Annotated in this window: 17 protein-coding genes; 5 read left to right on the forward strand and 12 right to left on the reverse strand. The window is 72.3% G+C overall.

The genetic code is table 11. The features are described from left to right. Positions 1–97: 97 nt before the first annotated feature. A complete protein-coding gene (locus ACFUJ1_RS05150; RefSeq protein ID WP_378613009.1) occupies positions 98–961 on the forward strand; it encodes a 3-hydroxybutyryl-CoA dehydrogenase in 864 nt (287 codons plus the stop codon). A 197-nt stretch (positions 962–1158) separates the two neighbouring features. Next, entirely contained in the window at positions 1159–3483 is a 2325-nt protein-coding gene (gene metE / locus ACFUJ1_RS05155) for a 5-methyltetrahydropteroyltriglutamate--homocysteine S-methyltransferase (RefSeq protein ID WP_378642652.1), read from the forward strand. A 4-nt stretch (positions 3484–3487) separates the two neighbouring features. On the opposite strand, the gene ACFUJ1_RS05160 is transcribed toward metE, so the two are convergent. The 3 genes from ACFUJ1_RS05160 to ACFUJ1_RS05170 all read right to left on the reverse strand — a co-directional run bounded on the left by ACFUJ1_RS05160 (position 3488) and on the right by ACFUJ1_RS05170 (position 6432). Beyond that, positions 3488–4663: an AI-2E family transporter gene (locus ACFUJ1_RS05160; protein WP_378642655.1), complete on the reverse strand. Its 1176-nt coding sequence runs from the start codon at positions 4661–4663 to the stop codon at positions 3488–3490. Positions 4664–4681: 18 nt separating this feature from the next. Then, positions 4682–5311, reverse strand: a complete 630-nt coding sequence (locus ACFUJ1_RS05165) for an alpha/beta fold hydrolase (RefSeq protein WP_378642657.1) — start codon at positions 5309–5311, stop codon at positions 4682–4684. 68 nt (positions 5312–5379) lie between these two features. Continuing rightward, positions 5380–6432, reverse strand: a complete 1053-nt coding sequence (locus ACFUJ1_RS05170; protein ID WP_378642660.1) for an NAD(P)-dependent alcohol dehydrogenase — start codon at positions 6430–6432, stop codon at positions 5380–5382. A gap of 117 nt (positions 6433–6549) precedes the next feature. Here ACFUJ1_RS05170 and ACFUJ1_RS05175 point away from each other — a divergent pair, with 117 nt between their 5' ends. Then, positions 6550–7656: a S1C family serine protease gene (locus ACFUJ1_RS05175; RefSeq protein ID WP_378642662.1), complete on the forward strand. Its 1107-nt coding sequence runs from the start codon at positions 6550–6552 to the stop codon at positions 7654–7656. Between the two features lie 5 nt (positions 7657–7661). Here ACFUJ1_RS05175 and ACFUJ1_RS05180 read toward each other — a convergent pair whose 3' ends face one another. The 7 genes from ACFUJ1_RS05180 to ACFUJ1_RS05210 all read right to left on the reverse strand — a co-directional run bounded on the left by ACFUJ1_RS05180 (position 7662) and on the right by ACFUJ1_RS05210 (position 12407). Next, positions 7662–8228: a vitamin K epoxide reductase family protein gene (locus tag ACFUJ1_RS05180; RefSeq protein WP_378642665.1), complete on the reverse strand. Its 567-nt coding sequence runs from the start codon at positions 8226–8228 to the stop codon at positions 7662–7664. Beyond that, positions 8225–8968, reverse strand: a complete 744-nt coding sequence (locus ACFUJ1_RS05185) for a DsbA family protein (protein WP_378642667.1) — start codon at positions 8966–8968, stop codon at positions 8225–8227. Before ACFUJ1_RS05185 ends, ACFUJ1_RS05180 begins: the two co-directional genes overlap by 4 nt. 151 nt (positions 8969–9119) lie before the next feature. Beyond that, a complete protein-coding gene (locus ACFUJ1_RS05190) occupies positions 9120–9611 on the reverse strand; it encodes an excalibur calcium-binding domain-containing protein (protein WP_378642670.1) in 492 nt (163 codons plus the stop codon). 86 nt (positions 9612–9697) lie between these two features. Beyond that, positions 9698–10543: a polyphosphate kinase 2 family protein gene (locus ACFUJ1_RS05195; RefSeq protein ID WP_378642672.1), complete on the reverse strand. Its 846-nt coding sequence runs from the start codon at positions 10541–10543 to the stop codon at positions 9698–9700. A 30-nt stretch (positions 10544–10573) separates the two neighbouring features. Further along, the gene (locus ACFUJ1_RS05200) at positions 10574–11332 is read right to left on the reverse strand and encodes an ESX secretion-associated protein EspG (protein WP_378642675.1); all 759 of its coding nucleotides are present in this window, start codon (positions 11330–11332) and stop codon (positions 10574–10576) included. Further along, positions 11329–11952: a PPE domain-containing protein gene (locus ACFUJ1_RS05205; RefSeq protein WP_378642677.1), complete on the reverse strand. Its 624-nt coding sequence runs from the start codon at positions 11950–11952 to the stop codon at positions 11329–11331. Before ACFUJ1_RS05205 ends, ACFUJ1_RS05200 begins: the two co-directional genes overlap by 4 nt. Before the next feature lie 74 nt (positions 11953–12026). Continuing rightward, complete coding sequence (locus ACFUJ1_RS05210) at positions 12027–12407, reverse strand: hypothetical protein (protein ID WP_378642680.1); 381 nt, start codon at positions 12405–12407, stop codon at positions 12027–12029. Between the two features lie 150 nt (positions 12408–12557). Between ACFUJ1_RS05210 and ACFUJ1_RS05215 the strand changes: the two genes are divergently transcribed. Together ACFUJ1_RS05215 and ACFUJ1_RS05220 are read left to right on the forward strand one after the other, a co-directional pair. Then, on the forward strand, positions 12558–13349 hold the full coding sequence (locus tag ACFUJ1_RS05215; RefSeq protein WP_378642683.1) for a GntR family transcriptional regulator: 792 nt from the start codon (positions 12558–12560) through the stop codon (positions 13347–13349). Positions 13350–13455: 106 nt separating this feature from the next. Beyond that, on the forward strand, positions 13456–13635 hold the full coding sequence (locus ACFUJ1_RS05220; protein ID WP_378642685.1) for a hypothetical protein: 180 nt from the start codon (positions 13456–13458) through the stop codon (positions 13633–13635). Here ACFUJ1_RS05220 and ACFUJ1_RS05225 read toward each other — a convergent pair. After that, positions 13632–14264 (reverse strand): class I SAM-dependent methyltransferase, encoded by a 633-nt coding sequence (locus ACFUJ1_RS05225; RefSeq protein ID WP_378642688.1) that lies wholly within the window; start codon positions 14262–14264, stop codon positions 13632–13634. The genes ACFUJ1_RS05220 and ACFUJ1_RS05225 overlap by 4 nt on opposite strands. Beyond that, a complete protein-coding gene (locus ACFUJ1_RS05230; RefSeq protein WP_378642690.1) occupies positions 14261–15514 on the reverse strand; it encodes a saccharopine dehydrogenase family protein in 1254 nt (417 codons plus the stop codon). Before ACFUJ1_RS05230 ends, ACFUJ1_RS05225 begins: the two co-directional genes overlap by 4 nt. Positions 15515–15532: the final 18 nt, after the last annotated feature.

Consider the following 15532-nt stretch of genomic DNA (forward strand, 5'->3'; position numbering starts at 1 on the left):
TAGGGGGTGTACCGCCCTCCCCGCCGAACAGCCCCGGCGGGGAGGGCATCCCTATACCTTGAAGAAAATGTCGCCACACAACCAGCAGGAGCGGGACGTGAGCAGCGAGAAGATCCAACGCGTTGGAATCATCGGCGCCGGCCAGATGGGTGCTGGTATCGCCGAGGTGTGCGCGCGGGCGCACGTCGATGTCCTGGTGTACGAGCAGACCAGAGAGCTGGCCGCCGCCGGTCGCGCGCGCATCCTGCGCTCGCTGGATCGCGGCGTGAGCAGCGGCAAGATCACCGAGCGGGAGCGCGAGCAGACCGCGTGGCGCCTGCGCTTCACCTCCGACCTCGGCGACTTCGCCGACCGCCAGCTGGTGGTCGAGGCGGTCTTGGAGGACGAGCAGGTCAAGACCGCCATCTTCGCCGACCTGGACAAGGTCGTCACCGACCCGGACGCGGTGCTGGCCTCCAACACCTCGTCCATCCCGATCATGAAGATCGCCGTCGCCACCGCCAACCCCGAGCGCGTCGTCGGCATGCACTTCTTCAACCCGGTCCCGGTGCTGCCGCTGGTGGAGCTGGTGACCACGCTCAAGACCAGCCCGCCGGTGACCGCCCGCGCCGAGGCGTTCGCCGCCGACGTGCTCGGCAAGCAGGTGGTGCGCTCCTCCGACCGCTCCGGCTTCGTCGTCAACGCGCTGCTCGTCCCGTACCTGCTCTCCTCGATCCGCATGGTGGAGTCCGGTTTCGCCACCAAGGAGGATGTGGATAAGGCCATGGTGCTCGGCTGTGCCCACCCGATGGGGCCGCTCGCCCTGACCGACCTGGTCGGGCTCGACACCGTGAAGTCGATCGCCGATTCGATGTACGCCGAGTTCAAGGAGCCGCTGTACAGCGCCCCGCCGCTCCTGATGCGTATGGTCGAGGCTGGCTTGCTCGGGAAGAAATCCGGCGCAGGCTTCTATCAGTACTGATGTGCCGCGCCTCCGCGCGGCGGGTTCACGGCCCTTCGGGGGCTCGCCGTTCCGCGCCCGCGACTCGCGCCTGCGGCGCATGCGCTGCGAGCGCGGAACGACGAGCCGGGCCGTGAACCGTGCGGGTAGCTTCGGCGGAGGACTCACCACCTTGTGAATACCGCCGCGACGCGGCAGAGCAACTCCAGGAGTTTCGCATGGTCAACGTCACGGACGGCTTCGGGTCGAGCGTTCTCGGCTACCCCCGGATCGGCGCCCACCGGGAACTCAAGCGGGCCCTGGATTCGTACTGGCGGGGGTCGCTCACCCGCGACGAGCTGATCACGACCGGCCGCGACATCCAGGAGCGGCAGTTCGCCGAGCTGGCCGCGACCGGGCTCACCCAGGTGCCCGGCAACACCTTCTCCTTCTACGACCACGTGCTGGACAACGCGCTGCTCTTCGGCGCGGTCCCGCGGCGCTTCGAGCAGGAGCGCAAAGACCTGCACCCGCTCGACTTCTACTTCCTGATGGCGCGCGGCAGGCCGGACCTGCCCCCGCTGGAGCTGGTCCGCTGGTTCGGCACCAACTACCACTACCGCCAGCCCGAGCTGGACGCCGACACCGAGTTCTCGCTGCACCCCGAGTACCTGCTCGACGAGTGGGACCGGGCGATCGCGCGCGGCATCGAACTGCGCCCGGTGGTGCTCGGCCCGGTCTCGCTGCTGCTGCTCTCCAAGGCCGGGCACGTGCCCGGCGAGCCCGCATTCGACACCCTGAGCCTGCTCGACCGGCTGCTCCCGTTCTACGAGGAGCTCTTCGAGCTGCTGGCCAAGCGCGGCGCCACCTGCGTGCAGCTGGACGAGCCGTGCTTCACCGGCGAGCGCAGCCCCGCGGAGCTGGCCGCCTTCGAGCACGCCTACCAGCGGCTATCCAAGGCGCCGCTGCGGCCGCGCATTCTGGTGACCGGGCAGTACGGCAACTTCGGCGAGGCGCTGCGGATCCTGGCGCGCTCCGGCGTCGAGGCCATCGGGCTCGACCTGGCCACCTACCGGATCACCCCCGAGGAGCTGGCCGCGGTGCCTGGCATCCGGCGCAAGCGGCTCTACGCGGGCGTGATCAGCGGGCTCAACGTCTGGCGCGCGGACCGCTACGTCACCCTGACGTATCTGCAGGAGCTGGCGAAGGTCTGCCCGGACCTGGTGGTCGCCACCGGGACGACGCTGCTGCACGTGCCCTACGACGTGCTCGCCGAGTACGACATCGAGGGCAATGTGGCCGACCGGCTCGCCTTCGCGAAGCAGAAGGTCGGCGAGGTCGTCTCGCTGGCAAAGGCGCTCACCGAGGGGCCGTCGGACAAGTGGCGCAAGCGCCCGACCGAGGTGCACTTCAAGCAGAAGCACGCGGTGCGTCAGCGGGTCTACGCCGTCACCCCGGACATGCGCGTCCGCGAGCCGTACGCGGTGCGCCGCGAGGCCCAGCAGGAGGCGCTGAACCTCCCGCCGGTGCCGGCCACCACGCTCGGCTCCTTCCCGCAGACCGCGCGGCTCCGGCAGGCGCGGCACGACCTCGGCGCGGGCAAGATCTCCCACGAGGAGTACCGCAAGCAGGTCGAGGCCGAGATCGAGGCCACCATCCGGCTGCAGGAGGACATCGGCCTGGACGTGCTCGTGCACGGTGAGCACGAGCGCAACGACATGATCCAGTACTTCGCCGAGCTGCTCGACGGCTTCGCGACCACCCGCTTCGGCTGGGTCCAGGTCTACGGCTCGCGCTGCGTGCGCCCGCCGATCGTCTACGGCGACGTCTCCCGGCCGGGGCCGATGTCGGTGGAGTGGACCAGCTACGCGCAGTCGCTCACCGACCGCCCGGTCAAGGGCATGGTGACCGGCCCGGTGACCATGCTCGCCCGCTCCTTCGTGCGCCAGGACCAGCCGCTCTACGAGACCGCCGACCAGGTCGCGCTCGCCATCCGCGACGAAGTCGCCGACCTGGAGCGCGCGGGCATCAAGATAATCCAGGTCGACGAGCCCGCCATCCGCGAGCTGCTCCCGGCCCGCCCCGCTGGCCGCCCCGAGTACCTGCGCTGGGCCGTCGCCGCCTTCCGCCTCGCCACCTCGGGCATCCGCCCGGAGACCCAGATCCACACGCACATCGGCTACTCCGGCCGCGCCGAGGTGGTGCAGGCGATCGAGGAGCTCGACGCCGACGTCACCGCCATCATCTCCACCCGCTCCATCGACTGGGTGATCGACGCCCTCGCCGAGGACTACGCCACCGGCAACGGCCTCAGCCACGGCGTCGGCCCCGGCGTCTACGAGAGCCGCTCCGCCCGCATCCCCGACATCGACGAGCTCGACGAGCAGCTCACCGCCGCCGCCGCTGCCGTCGGCGCGGAGCGGCTGTGGGCCAATCCGGACGGCGGGCTGAAGACCAGGCACTACTGGCAGCTCGACCCCTCGCTGCGCAACCTGGTCGCCGCCGCGCGGCGGGTGCGGCGGCGGGTGCTCGCCGAGCGGGCTGAGCCGGTGACCGCGGGCTGAGCGCTCACGGTTTCGGGTTGCGCCGCTCCCGCAGGAGGTCGGTGAGGCGGGTGCGGAGCCTGCGAGCGGGAGCTTGGGCGACGGCGGCTTCCGGGCGCACCTCGTAGCGGCGGATGTAGGCGCCGGCGAAGCCCTGCACCGTCGCGGTGACCGGGATGGCGAGCAGGGCGCCGGTGGGGCCGAGCAGCGCCGCGCCGGCGAGGACGGCGCCGAAGGCGACGGCGGGGTGCATGTCCAGGGTGGTCGCGGTGATCCGCGGCTGCAGGACGTAGTTCTCGAACTGCTGGTAGAGCACGATGAAGCCGAGCAGCCAGAGCGCGGTGCCCGGGCCGTAGACCAGCGCGACGATCACGGGCAGCGCACCGGCGAGGTAGGTGCCGACCGTCGGCACGAACTGCGAGACCACGCCGACCCAGAGCGCGAGCGCGAAGGCCGACGGCACGTCCAGGATGCGCATGGCGACGTAGTGCGCGAGCGTCGAGGCCAGGGCGAGCAGGCCGCGCGAGTAGATGTAGCCGCCGGTCTTCTCCACGGCGATGTCCCACGCGCGCAACACGTGTGACTGCTTGGCTGGCGGAAGCAGCGAGCAGACCGCGTGCCGGAAGCGCGGCCCGTCGGCCGCGAAATAGAAGGTGAAGAGCAGGATTCCGAGGCCCTGGAAGAGCACGCCGACGGCGGTGGCGCCGATGCCCCAGACATTGCCCGCCAGCCCGACCAGGTACCCCTCGGCGGTGGAGCTCCACTCGGTGGCGTACTTCTGGATGTCGGTGCCGGAGAGGTTCTGGTGGAAGGTGTGGTTCACCCAGTCCACCACCTGGTCGGCGTAGTCCGGCGCGTTCTGCACCAGCGTCGTCGCCTGCGCGACCAGCAGCGCGCCGAGCGTCCAGCCGAAGCCGATCACGATGGCGAGCAGCGCCAGGAACACCAGCCCGGTCGCCGGGCCGCGCCGGAACCCGCGCGCGGCAAGCCAGTTCACCGCAGGCTCGATGGCGAACGCCAGGAACAGCGAGACCAGCAGCAGCGTCAGCAGCCCCTGCAGTTTCTGCAGCGCCCAGAACCCGGCGATCAGCCCGGCGATGGTCGCGGCCCCGAGCAGGAACGCGCGCAACAGCCAGGGTGGCGGCTCGGCGGGGTCGGGCTTCACGGTGTCGCCGCTCTCCGGCGTCTGCTCAGCGGCCACAGCGCCGAAGGTACCGGTTCAGCGGCTCGCTTCCGCGCACAGGCGGGTGGCGAGCGCCGCCCAGATCGCCGGATCGGTGGCCCAGAAGTTGTGCGCGACCCCGGGCAGCTCCTCGAACGAGCCGCGCGGAACCAGCGCGGCCAACTGCCGCAGCGGCCAGGCCGGGCGGATGTCGTGCTCGGCCGCGACGAAGGTCATCGGGACAGGGGAGTCGGCCAACCGGCGGAACAGCTCGGGTTCGTGGATCCACTCGACGAACGACGCGGAGAGCGCGGCGTGTACGGCGGGCACCCAGGCGATCTCGATATCGGCTTCCCGGTGCCGGCCGGCTTCGTACGCCTGTTTCCAAGTGCGGTCCTTGTGCAGCCCGTGTCCGGCGACGCCGACAACCGCTCGCACCCGGTCCGGATGGTCGAGCGCGTACCGCACCGCCAGGTCCGAGCCCCAGGAGTGGCCGAGCACCACCCACTTCTCGATGTTCGCCGCCCGGCGCACCGCCTCCAGGTCGGCGACGGCCTGCCGCAGGTCGTGCGGGCCGCCGCCGGAACGCCCGACGCCGCGCGGCTCGGGGCACCAGGTGCGCATCCCGCTCGGCGCCAGCCGCCGGTCCGCGAGGTAGTGCACGCAGCCGGGGCCGCCGGAGAGCATCACGACATCGGGGCCGGTGCCGAAGACGTCGACGTGCAGCGGGACGCCGTCGTCGGCGGTGACCTCGCTCAGATGGTGCCCGCGTCGATGACGAAGCGGTACTGCACGTCGCTGGCGACGACCCGGTCGTAGGCGGCGTCGATCTCGTCGGCGGAGATGAGTTCGATCTCCGCGCCGATCCCGTGCTTGGCGCAGAAGTTCAGCATCGCCTGGGTCTCGGTGATGCCGCCGATCATCGAGCCGGAGAGCGAGCGGCGGTAGCTGGAGAGCAGGAAGGGGCGGATGCTCGCCGGGTTCTCCGGGAGGCCGAGCGCGACGAGCGTGCCGTCCACCTTCAGCAGCTTGAGGTAGTTGTCCAGCGGGAGGTCGGCGGAGACGGTGTTGATGATCAGGTCGAAGCGGTTGCGCAGGTCCTTGAAGGTCTGCTTGTCGGCGGTGGCGTAGTAGCCGGTGGCGCCGAAGCGGAGCCCGTCGTCGCGCTTGCGCAGCGACTGGCTGAGCACCGTCACCTCGGCGCCGAGCGCGGCGGCGATCCGCACGCCGACGTGCCCGAGCCCGCCCATGCCGATGATGGCCACCTGTTTGCCCGGCCCGGCGTTCCAGTGCCGCAGCGGCGAGTAGGTGGTGATGCCCGCGCAGAGCAGCGGGGCGGCGACGTCGAGGCCGATGCCCTCCGGGATGGCGAGCACGAAGTTCTCGGTGACGACGATCTGCGTCGAGTACCCGCCGAGCGTCACCCCGCCGGCCTGCACCGTCTCGTCGACGGCGGTGTTGTAGGTCATCACCGCGCCGCGCTCGCAGTACTGCTCGTTGCCGTCGAGGCAGGGGGCGCAGCGGCCGCAGGAGTCGACCATGCAGCCGACGCCGACCCGGTCGCCGACGCCGTGCCTGCTGACCGCCGAGCCGACCGCGGCCACGATGCCCGCGATCTCGTGGCCTGGCACGCAGGGGTACTTGGCGCCGCCCCACTCGTTGCGCGCGGTGTGGATGTCGGAGTGGCAGATGCCCGCGTACTTCACGTCGATCAGGACGTCGTGCGGACCGAGGTCGCGGCGCTCGATGGTGACCTTCTCGAACGGGCCTTCGGGGCCGGATACGGCGTAGGCGGCAGCGGTGCTCATGCGTACATGCCTACCGTCGCATGCCGGGGTTTGCCAACCGGCCGCCCAGCTCGCCGGGTGCGAACCGCCGCCTGCGGCCACAATGGAGGTTTCGAGCCGGCCGGAGATGGGACGACCATGGACGACGGATGGCACCCGCGCGACCCCGAACGCGGCGGCGGGCGCGGCGCCGCGCTGCTCCTGGTGGTGGCGCTGGCCGTCGCCGGATTCCTCGGTTTCCGCGCCGACCTGCTCGACGCCTTCACCGGGCCGGAGCGGGTGCCCGCCGAGGTCGCGCCGCCCGCGCCGCCGCTCGACCCGGCGGTGGTGGCGGCCACGGTCGGCCCCGCACTGGTCAATATCGCGGTCACGCTGCGGCCGTTCGGCGCCGCGGCGGCGGGCTCCGGCATCGTGCTCGGCGCGGACGGCGAGGTGCTCACCAGCCACCACGTCGTCAAGGGCGCGGAGACGGTGCTGGTCACCGATGTGGGGACGGGTGTGGAGTACTCGGCGGAGGTACTCGGCTACGACGCCACCGCCGACATCGCGCTGCTCGCGCTCACCGGCGCGGGCGGGCTGCCGACCGCGCGGCTCGGCTCGTCGGCCCGGCTGCGGCTGCGCGACGAGGTGCTCGCGCTCGGCAACGCGGGCGGCGTCGGTGGGACGCCGACCGCGGTCGCCGGGCGGATCACCGATCTGAACAGCACGATCGTCGCGCAGAACTCCGCCGACCTCTCCCGGCTCGCGCTGCGCGGCATGGTCGAGGTCGCGGCGGCGGTGACGGCGGGGCAGTCCGGCGGGGCGCTGGCCGACCGCAACGGCGACGTGGTCGGGGTGATCACCGCGGCCTCGGGGCAGGGTGGCGAGCCGGTGCCCGCAGGGCGGGTGCCGAACGGGTACGCGGTGCCGATCGACAGGGCCATGACCGTTGTGAAGCAGATCCGCGCCGGAGTATCGGCGGGGACGGTGCACGTCGGTCCCACCGCGACGCTCGGGGTGCTGATCTCCGACGCGGCGGACGGCGCCCGGCTGGACGTGGTGCTCTACGGCACCCCGGCCTGGAACGCCGGGCTCGCCGACGGCAGCGTGGTGGTGGCGGTGGACGGCCGCCCGATCGCGGACGCGAAGGCGCTGCGCGCGGAGATCGACGCCAGGCGCCCGGCCGACGTGGTCCGGCTGGAGGTGCTGGAGAACGGCGGGCGCCGGGTCGTCGAGGCGGTGCTCGCGGAGAGCCCGCCGCGCTGAGCGGGTCAGGCCAGCGAGAGCCAGTAGTCCTGGAAGCGCAGGAAGACCAGGACAAGCACGGTCGCGTAGAAGACCGCGACGAAGGTCCAGCGCCACTCGGCCAGGATCCGCAGCGGCCCCGCCGAGCTGCCCCACAGCTGCTCGGTGACGACCGCGAAGAGCGGCGTGATGATCGCCCAGACCACCATGCAGTACGGGCAGAGCGCGTTGATCCGGTACAGGCTCTGGAAGATCAGCCAGCCGACGAAGATCAACCCGAGCAGGATGCCGAGCCAGAGCCCGCCCCAGATCCAACGCGGGAGACTCACGCCCGCCACCGAGAGCAGGCCGAGCGTGACCACAACGGAGAAGCCGACCACGCCGATCAGCGGGTTGGGGAAGCCGAAGACCGCCGCCTGGTCGGTGGTCATCACCGAGCCGCAGGAGAGCACCGGGTTGAAGCTGCACGACGGCGTGTAGCCGGGGTCGGTGAACAACTTGAAGCGCTCGACGGTCAGCGCGACCGCCGCCAGCCAGCCGAGCAGGCCGCCGAGCAGCAGGATCCAGGCCGCCCGGGGCGGAGCCGCGGTCACTGCGCGGCGGTGATCGCGCCGGCCAGCTGGTCCGGGGTGACCTGGGTGCCGTTCACGAACACCGACGGGGTGGACTGCACGCCGCTGGTCAGGGTCTCGTCGGTGCGGGCGGCGACGTATTTGTCGTAGGTGCGGTCGGTGACGCACTGCTCGATCGCGGGGTCGGTGTAGCCGACGGTCCGGGCGATCTGCAGCAGCGAGGCGTCGGGCAGGCCCGCGGTGCCCTCGGCGGGCTGCTGGGCGTACATGGTCTTCAGCCAGCTCTGGAACTTGGCCGGATCGGTGCCCGCGACGCAGTAGGCGGCGTTGGCGGCGCGCGAGGAGTACTCGGTGCTCGAGGCGCGGTCCAGGAAGGCGATGATGTTGTACTCGACCGCGGCGGTGCCATTGCTCACCGCGTCTTCGAGGACCGGGCCGTACTGGGCCTCGAAGGCCTTGCAGGCGGGGCACTGCAGGTCGGCGACGAGGCGCACGGTGGTCTTCGCGTCGGGTTTGCCGATGCGGATGTAGCCGCTGTCGGTGATGGAGCCGGTGATGCCGGCGGGGTTCTGCGGGGCGGTGGCCGCGATGGTGGGGGTCGGCCCGTCGTCGTTGTTGGCGGCGTTCTTGATCGCGATGCTGATGCCGATGGCGGCGACCAGTCCGACCAGCACGACGGCGACCGCGACCTGGATGAGGAGCTTGCGCTTGCGGTCGGCGCGCTCCGCGGCCGCCAGCGGATTGTTGCTTCCCTTGCTCACCGTGCGTTCACCACGCCTTTCGTCCGGCTTCCGATCGCTGCCGCACCGATCGTAGTGCCGCGTCGGGAACGCGGGCCGGGGGCATCGCGACCCATCCTGGCGCAGGGAGCTGAGAGTTTCCGAAGGCAGGCGGGGTGCCCTTGATCACCGATCAGGTGTCGCAGGCCGTTCCGTCGCCGTCCCTGTCGAGTTCGCTGCGGTAGCCGGGGTCGCCGCGATGCAGCGGCGCCGCACCCGCCGCGCGTGCCGCCGCGCAGTTCCGGTAGTACGCGCTCGGGGCCTGCGGGGCCTGCGGGGCCTGCGGGGCCTGCGGGGCCTGCGGGGGTGCGGGCGCCTCGATTTTCGGTGGAGCGGGCACTGCGACGGTGGTTGTCGGGACGATCACCACCGGTGGCGGGGCAGGCGGCTGCGTGGTCGTCGGCAGCGGCCGCACGGTCGTCGGCACGGGTCCGGCCGTGGTCGTCGGCGTGGTGCTCGCCGATGTCGTTGTGCTCGGCGCAGTGGTCGTGCTCGGCGCAGAAGTGCTGCTCGGCGGCCGCGTTGTGCTCGCCGCCCGCTGCTGCGCCGCCTCACCCCCGCACCCCACCGCGGTCAGCACCGCGAGCCCGGCCAGCCCGATTCCGATCCCCCGGAGAGTCCCCATGACCCGATCGTGGCATTTCGGTCAGGGATGCCTGCGACGTTCGACCGAGGATGCGGGCTCCGCCCGGGAACCGGTCGGTACGACCCCTACGCCGTTTCCAGCCGCTTCAACTGCTCGGCGACGTCGAACTGGGCCGCGGGCCAGTGCAGGTCGAGGGCGGTGAGGGCGTCGATGAGGAGTTCGGTGACGGCGAGGCGGGAGTACCACTTGCGGTCGGAGGGGATGACGTGCCAGGGGGCCTGCTCGGTGCTGGTGCGGTCGAGCATGGCCTGGTAGGCGGCCTGGTACTGCGGCCAGAAGGCGCGCTCGTCGATATCGCTGGGATTGAACTTCCAGTACTTCTCCGGGCGCTGCAGCCGCTCGCGGAGCCGCTTCTTCTGCTCGTCGAGGGAGACGAACATGGCGACCTTGACGATGGTGGTTCCCGCCGCCACCAGCTCGCGCTCGAACTCGTTGATCTCGTCGTAGCGCGGCTCCCACTCGGCGGGCGGGACGAGGTCGTGCACCCGGACCACGAGCACGTCCTCGTAGTGCGAGCGGTCGAAGACGCCGAGCTGGCCGCCGCGCGGCAGCGCCTTGCGGATCCGCCAGAGGTAGTGGTGCTGCTTCTCCTCCTCGGTCGGGACGCCGAAGGAGGCGTGGTCGACGCCCTGCGGGTCGACCGAGCCGATCACGTGCCTGACGATGCCGCCCTTGCCCGCGGTGTCCATGCCCTGCAGGACGAGCAGCACATTGCGGTGGTCACCGGAGCGGCCGTTGGCGTAGAGCTTCTCCTGCAGCGCGGAGAGCACCCCGGTGCGCTCGGCGAGCAGCTGCTGCCCGGCGGCCTTGTCGCCGGTGAAGCCCGGCGTCGCCGAGGTGTCGAGGTCGGCGACGCGCAGGCCGTCGGCCCTGAGCGCTGCGGCGGCGGGTGTTGTCCAGTTCGGCGACATCCCCCACACCTACCACGCGGGCGGCCCCGCTCAGCGGATCTGGGCCAGCCGGGTCAGCTGCGCGGCGAACTCCGCGTCGTCGACCGGGGTCAGGGTGAGGTCGTGCGCGGTGGTGAGCAGGTATCGGCCGTCGCCGCTGAGATCGAGCCAGCTGCGGTGCCTGGTCGGCGGCGACATGGGGTCGTCCGGCGAGACGGTCACGGTGACGAAGCCGCGGCCGTCGACCGGGCGGCGCAGCATCTTCCGGAAGCGGGCCGCGCCCCCGTCCGGTTCGCCGGTGGTCTCCGCGCCGGGGCGGGCGCCGGAGCCGAAGGTCTCGGAGTGGCCGTGCAGCACGGCGTCCTGCGGTTCGCGCAGCGCCGGGTTCCGGCCCGCCCGGGCCGAGCCGATCAGCTCGACCAGCCGCTCGCCGAGCGTGCGGGCGTGGCACATGACCACCGTGACCTGCTTCTGGTCGGCGGCGACGATGCTCGCGTGGTGGTGCACGACGGCGGCGTAGAGCAGGATGCGCTCGGTGTGCGGGGCGCTCCCGTTGTTGCGGCTGCGCACGGTGCGCTCGCCGGAGACGGTGACCGTGGTGGCGTCCGGGCGGGCGCAGACCATGAGCGCGGCGGCCAGATCCGGGTCGGCTTGCCGTGGGAACCGCTGCGGCAGCCGCAGCGCCGCGTGCTCGCGCTCGCTGCGCACGGTGCCCGCCGGCGCCATGTTGATGGGGTAGGGCCGCCGGTCCAGCCCGGTCTCGTTCTCCCAGACGTAGCTGAACTCGTCCGGGCCGAGCACCCACTTCACCGCGCGCCGTCCGGGCCCGCCGGCGGCGCGGCGAAGCGGGGGACCGCGTCGCCGGTGGCGGGCATGGTCGGGGTGTAGACGTGGGTCATGGTGTCCTGCGCGTCGGCCAGGGCGGTCGCCGCGAGCACCTCGTACTCCATGCGCCTGCGGCCGCCGTGCACCGCTTCGGCCACCGGGTCCGGGAGCGCCGGGTACTCCGGCGGCGGCACGATGGCGGCGCGGACCGTCTGCGCCGCTTCGGCATTCAGCTCCAGCAGCCGCTGGATGGTGCGGCAGACCTCGCTCGCCGCGATGCCTGCGGCGGTGAACTCCCGCGTCGCGGCGGCCGCGGTGGCCGCCGACTGCCCCGACCAGCGGGCGAAAAGCGGCGCGGTGGCGTCGGCGAAGGACTGGAAGGTATCGCCGAGCGCGTCCGCGGCGCCCTGCCAGCCGGTCGCGGCGCGGCCGAGTGCGGCGGGGTCGAGCTGCTCGTGCACCCGCTCCCAGATCTCCCGGTGCGGGTAGCCGGCGAAGCGCTCGCGGACCGGGGCGTAGGGCGGGTCGGTGGCGCCCGCGCCGCTCAGTGCGCGGCTGCGCACCCCGATGGCGTCGGCGGCGGCCCTTGCCGCGTGGTCGGCCACTGCCCCGCCTCAGTTCCCCGCCGCGGTAGCGGCGGCGAGGCGTAATCCGGCTCGGGCAGCGTCATCTCGGTGGCTCACGATCTGCCTCCGGCCAGGGCGAAGGCCGCGCCCGCCGCCGCCTCGGCATCGGCGAAGCGGCGACCCGCCGCCAGATACGCGGCCTTGTAGAACAGCGCCGTCTGCTGGAACGCGGTCACGGTGGCGAGGAACTCCTGCCCCTTGGCGCCGAACCCGCGCGCCAGCCCGCTGCCGGTGGGCAGGGCGGGGAAGCCGCGCACGGCGTCCAGCCCCTGCCCGCGCTCGGCGATCCGGCCCAGCTCGGCGATCAGGTCGTCGCAGGCGGCGGCGAGCCCACTCGCGACATCCTCGTCCAGCGCGACGACGCCGGGGTCGCCCTCCCGCGCCGCGGCGTAGAGCGCACGCGCCGCCGACTGCCCGGTATCCGGAATCCCCATGTGCCCCACCCTTCTGGCGTTACCCCTGCTCATTCGCACTGTACCGGCGGGTATGTGCCGGTGGTCGACGGAAAACGCCGGTGCCGGGTGATCTGGCGCGCCGAGCCTGTCGCCTAGACTGGCGCCCGATCGCCGAGGGGGAGGGGAACCGTGAGCGACGCTGCCGACAATCCGGCGCTGCCCAAGTACCTGCAGATCGCCAGGCACTTCGCCGCCCGGATCGAGGAGGGCGAGCTGCCGCCGGGCGCCGAGGTGCCGTCGGAGCGGGAGCTGGCGGCGCAGTGGAGCGTGGCCCGGCTGACCGCCAACAAGGCGCTGCGCGAGCTGCGCAGGCTCGGGCTGATCGAGACTCGGCCGCAGTCAGGCAGTTTCGTGGTCGAGCGGGCGGTCGCGGCTATCGCCAGGGACGAGCCGGGGCTACATCTGGGTTATCCGGGGGAGGGCTATCGCTGGCCCGCGCTCGGCGCCACCCCGGATGTGGTGGCCGACGCCGAGCCCGGCCTCGCGGGCGGCGCCGTCACCGACCCGGCCGTGCGGCTGCTGCGGGCGGGCGCCGAACCCGCGCCGGACTCGCTGCGCGCGGAGTTCCCCGAGGGAACGCCGGTGGCGCGAATTCGCCTCGTGCGCGGCGACTCCGGGGTCGCCGCGCTGGTGACCTCGTGGTTCGCTCCCGGCGTTGCCGCGCGGGCGCCACTGCTGGCACGGGCCGAGGCGCTGCCCGGCGGCTCCGGCCGGTACCTGGCCGAGGTGGCGGGCGTGCGGGTGGCGTTCGGCCACGACCGGGTCACCGCGCGGCTGGCGAGCGCCTTCGAACGCGAGCACCTGAGCCTGCCCGACCCGGCCGCTGTGCTGGTGCGGCGCTCCGCCCGGCACACCGCCGACGGAGTGCTCGTCCGGGTGGACGACGTTGTCCAGCAACCGGACCGCTGGTTCGCGGCCTGACGCGCCGACGACACGCCGCTACCGCATTGACACCACCGGGGGCCTCGCTGGAACAATCCAAACGGGCTCTGGTGCAGCCCGTTAAAGGGGAGTGGGGAGGGGTGCCATGTTCGATCCATTGACCGGCGGCGGGTGGTTGATCGTCGATGAGCGGTGCGTGGTCCGGCTCGGGCGCGCCGCCAGGCCGGACCACGTGACCTTCGTCTTCGACGGCGGCACAACCGAGTTCGAGATCAGTTTCGCGCCCGGCATCCTGCGTCGCATGCTGGAGTTGAGCGGCAACTAGGCGGGACGGGTTGCGCTCACGTACTGCAGCAGCCGGTGGACCTGCTGGTCGATGTCGGTGAGGCCGTGCTCGGCGAAGAGCGCGGGGAAGGTCTCGGTGTCGAAGACGCGGAGGCCGCCCGCCCCGCCCACGGCGGTGCTCAGCGCGCCGAACCAGCCTGGGGTGCGGTGGCTGGTGCTGATCGCGATGCGGCCGCCGGGGGCGAGGACCCGGATCATCTCGCGGGTGGCGCGGACCGGGTCGGGGATGAGGTAGAGCGCGCCGAAGCAGCACACGGCGTCGAAGGTGCCGTCCGCGAAGGGGAGGGTGCGGGCGTCGCCGCGGACGTAGCAGGCGCGGGGTGCGGCGTTGTCCCGGATCGCCTGCCCGAGCATGGGCTCGGAGTAGTCGAGGCCGATCACCCGGCCGTCGCCGGTGAGCTCGCGGCTCAGGTGCCTGGTGAAATTGCCGGGGCCGCAGGCCAGGTCGAGCACCCGCTTGGGGCCGGAGAGCCGCAGCGTGCGCACCGCGTCGCGGCGGTCGGTGTCCATGCTGCGGCCGCTGGCCAGGTAGAACAGCGCCGGGCGCCACGCCCGCTCGTAGACGGCGGCGAGCGCGGGCGCGTTCATGGTGCGGCGGGCGAGATTCACCGGACCGGCTCGACCTCGATGGTCATCCCGGCATCGCGCAGCCGGTCGGTGAGCGCGTCGCCGATGGCGGCGGCGGGGGTGAGGATGCCGGTCAGCTCGCTCTGCTTCTCCCGGTCGAAGGCGAGCGCAAGCCCGGCCTCGGCGAACATCACCGCGGTCGCCTGGTAGCCGGGGTCGCCCTTGCCCGCGAAGGTGGCCAGGTAGGTGGTGCCGGAGGTGGTGTTCGCGTAGGTCTTCATCCGGAACCAGCCGTTCACCCTGGTCTTCTCGCTCGGGCCGGTGCCGGGCGCGGGCAGCACGGTGTCGAGCACCTTGCGCCCGATCGCGAAGCGGCTCAGCACGGCGGTGGTCGCCACGCCGGCCGCGGTGCCGCCCGCCAGCGCCGCCGCGGCCACCGGGGCCAGCGGCGAGCGGCCCGCGGTCATCACCTCGCGGTACTTGAAGTTCTTGCCGTACACCCAGCCGAGCAGGCCGTTGCTGCGCCGCACGATCTTGGTGTTGTGCGCCGCCATCACGAAGGTGCCGACCCAGCCGGGCAGCCCGGGGTGGATGCTGCTCGCGCGCTGCAGCGTCTGGTCGGTCTGCCTGCCGACCTTCGGCTCACGCTCGGTGTCCGGGCTCAGCGCGTACGGGTGGGTGAGCAGCCTGGCCTTGGCCGGGTCGGTCGCGGCCTCCTCGACCATGGCGCGCAGCGAGTCGACGGTGCCGCCGCTGACCCCGCCCTTCACCGCGGCGATCAGGGTGACGTCGGTGAGCTCGCCGGTGTTGTCCGCGAGCGTCCGCTTGTACAGCTGGTACACGCTGAGATCGGAGGGCACCGAGTCGTAGCCGCAGGAGTTCACGATCTTCGCGCCGCTGCCGACCGCGACGTCCTGGTACCGGTCGATGGCCTCGCGGACGAAGGGCACCTCGCCGGTCAGGTCGGCGTAGTGCGTGCCCGCGTGCGCGCAGGCCGCCACCAGCGGCATGCCGTAGCGCAGGTACGGCCCGACCGTGGTGAGCACGGCGGTGGTCCTCGCGACCATGGCGTTCAGCGTGGACGGGTCGTTCACGTCCGCCTCGATCAGCTCCCACTCCGCCGCGACCGGCCCGAGCCCGCTCCGCACCTGCTCCAGCTTGGCCCTGGTGCGCCCGGCCAGACCGATCCGCGCGCCCGCGGGCGCCGCCCCGGTCAGGTACTCGGCGATGATCTTGCCGACGAAGCCGGTCGCGCCGAAGAGGACGAGGTCGAGTTCACGGGGTTCGGGCATGGGTGCGGCTTCCCTTTC

Source organism: Nocardia sp. NPDC057227 (assembly GCF_042669725.1).
GTDB classification, from domain to species: Bacteria; Actinomycetota; Actinomycetes; order Mycobacteriales; family Mycobacteriaceae; genus Nocardia; species Nocardia asteroides_A.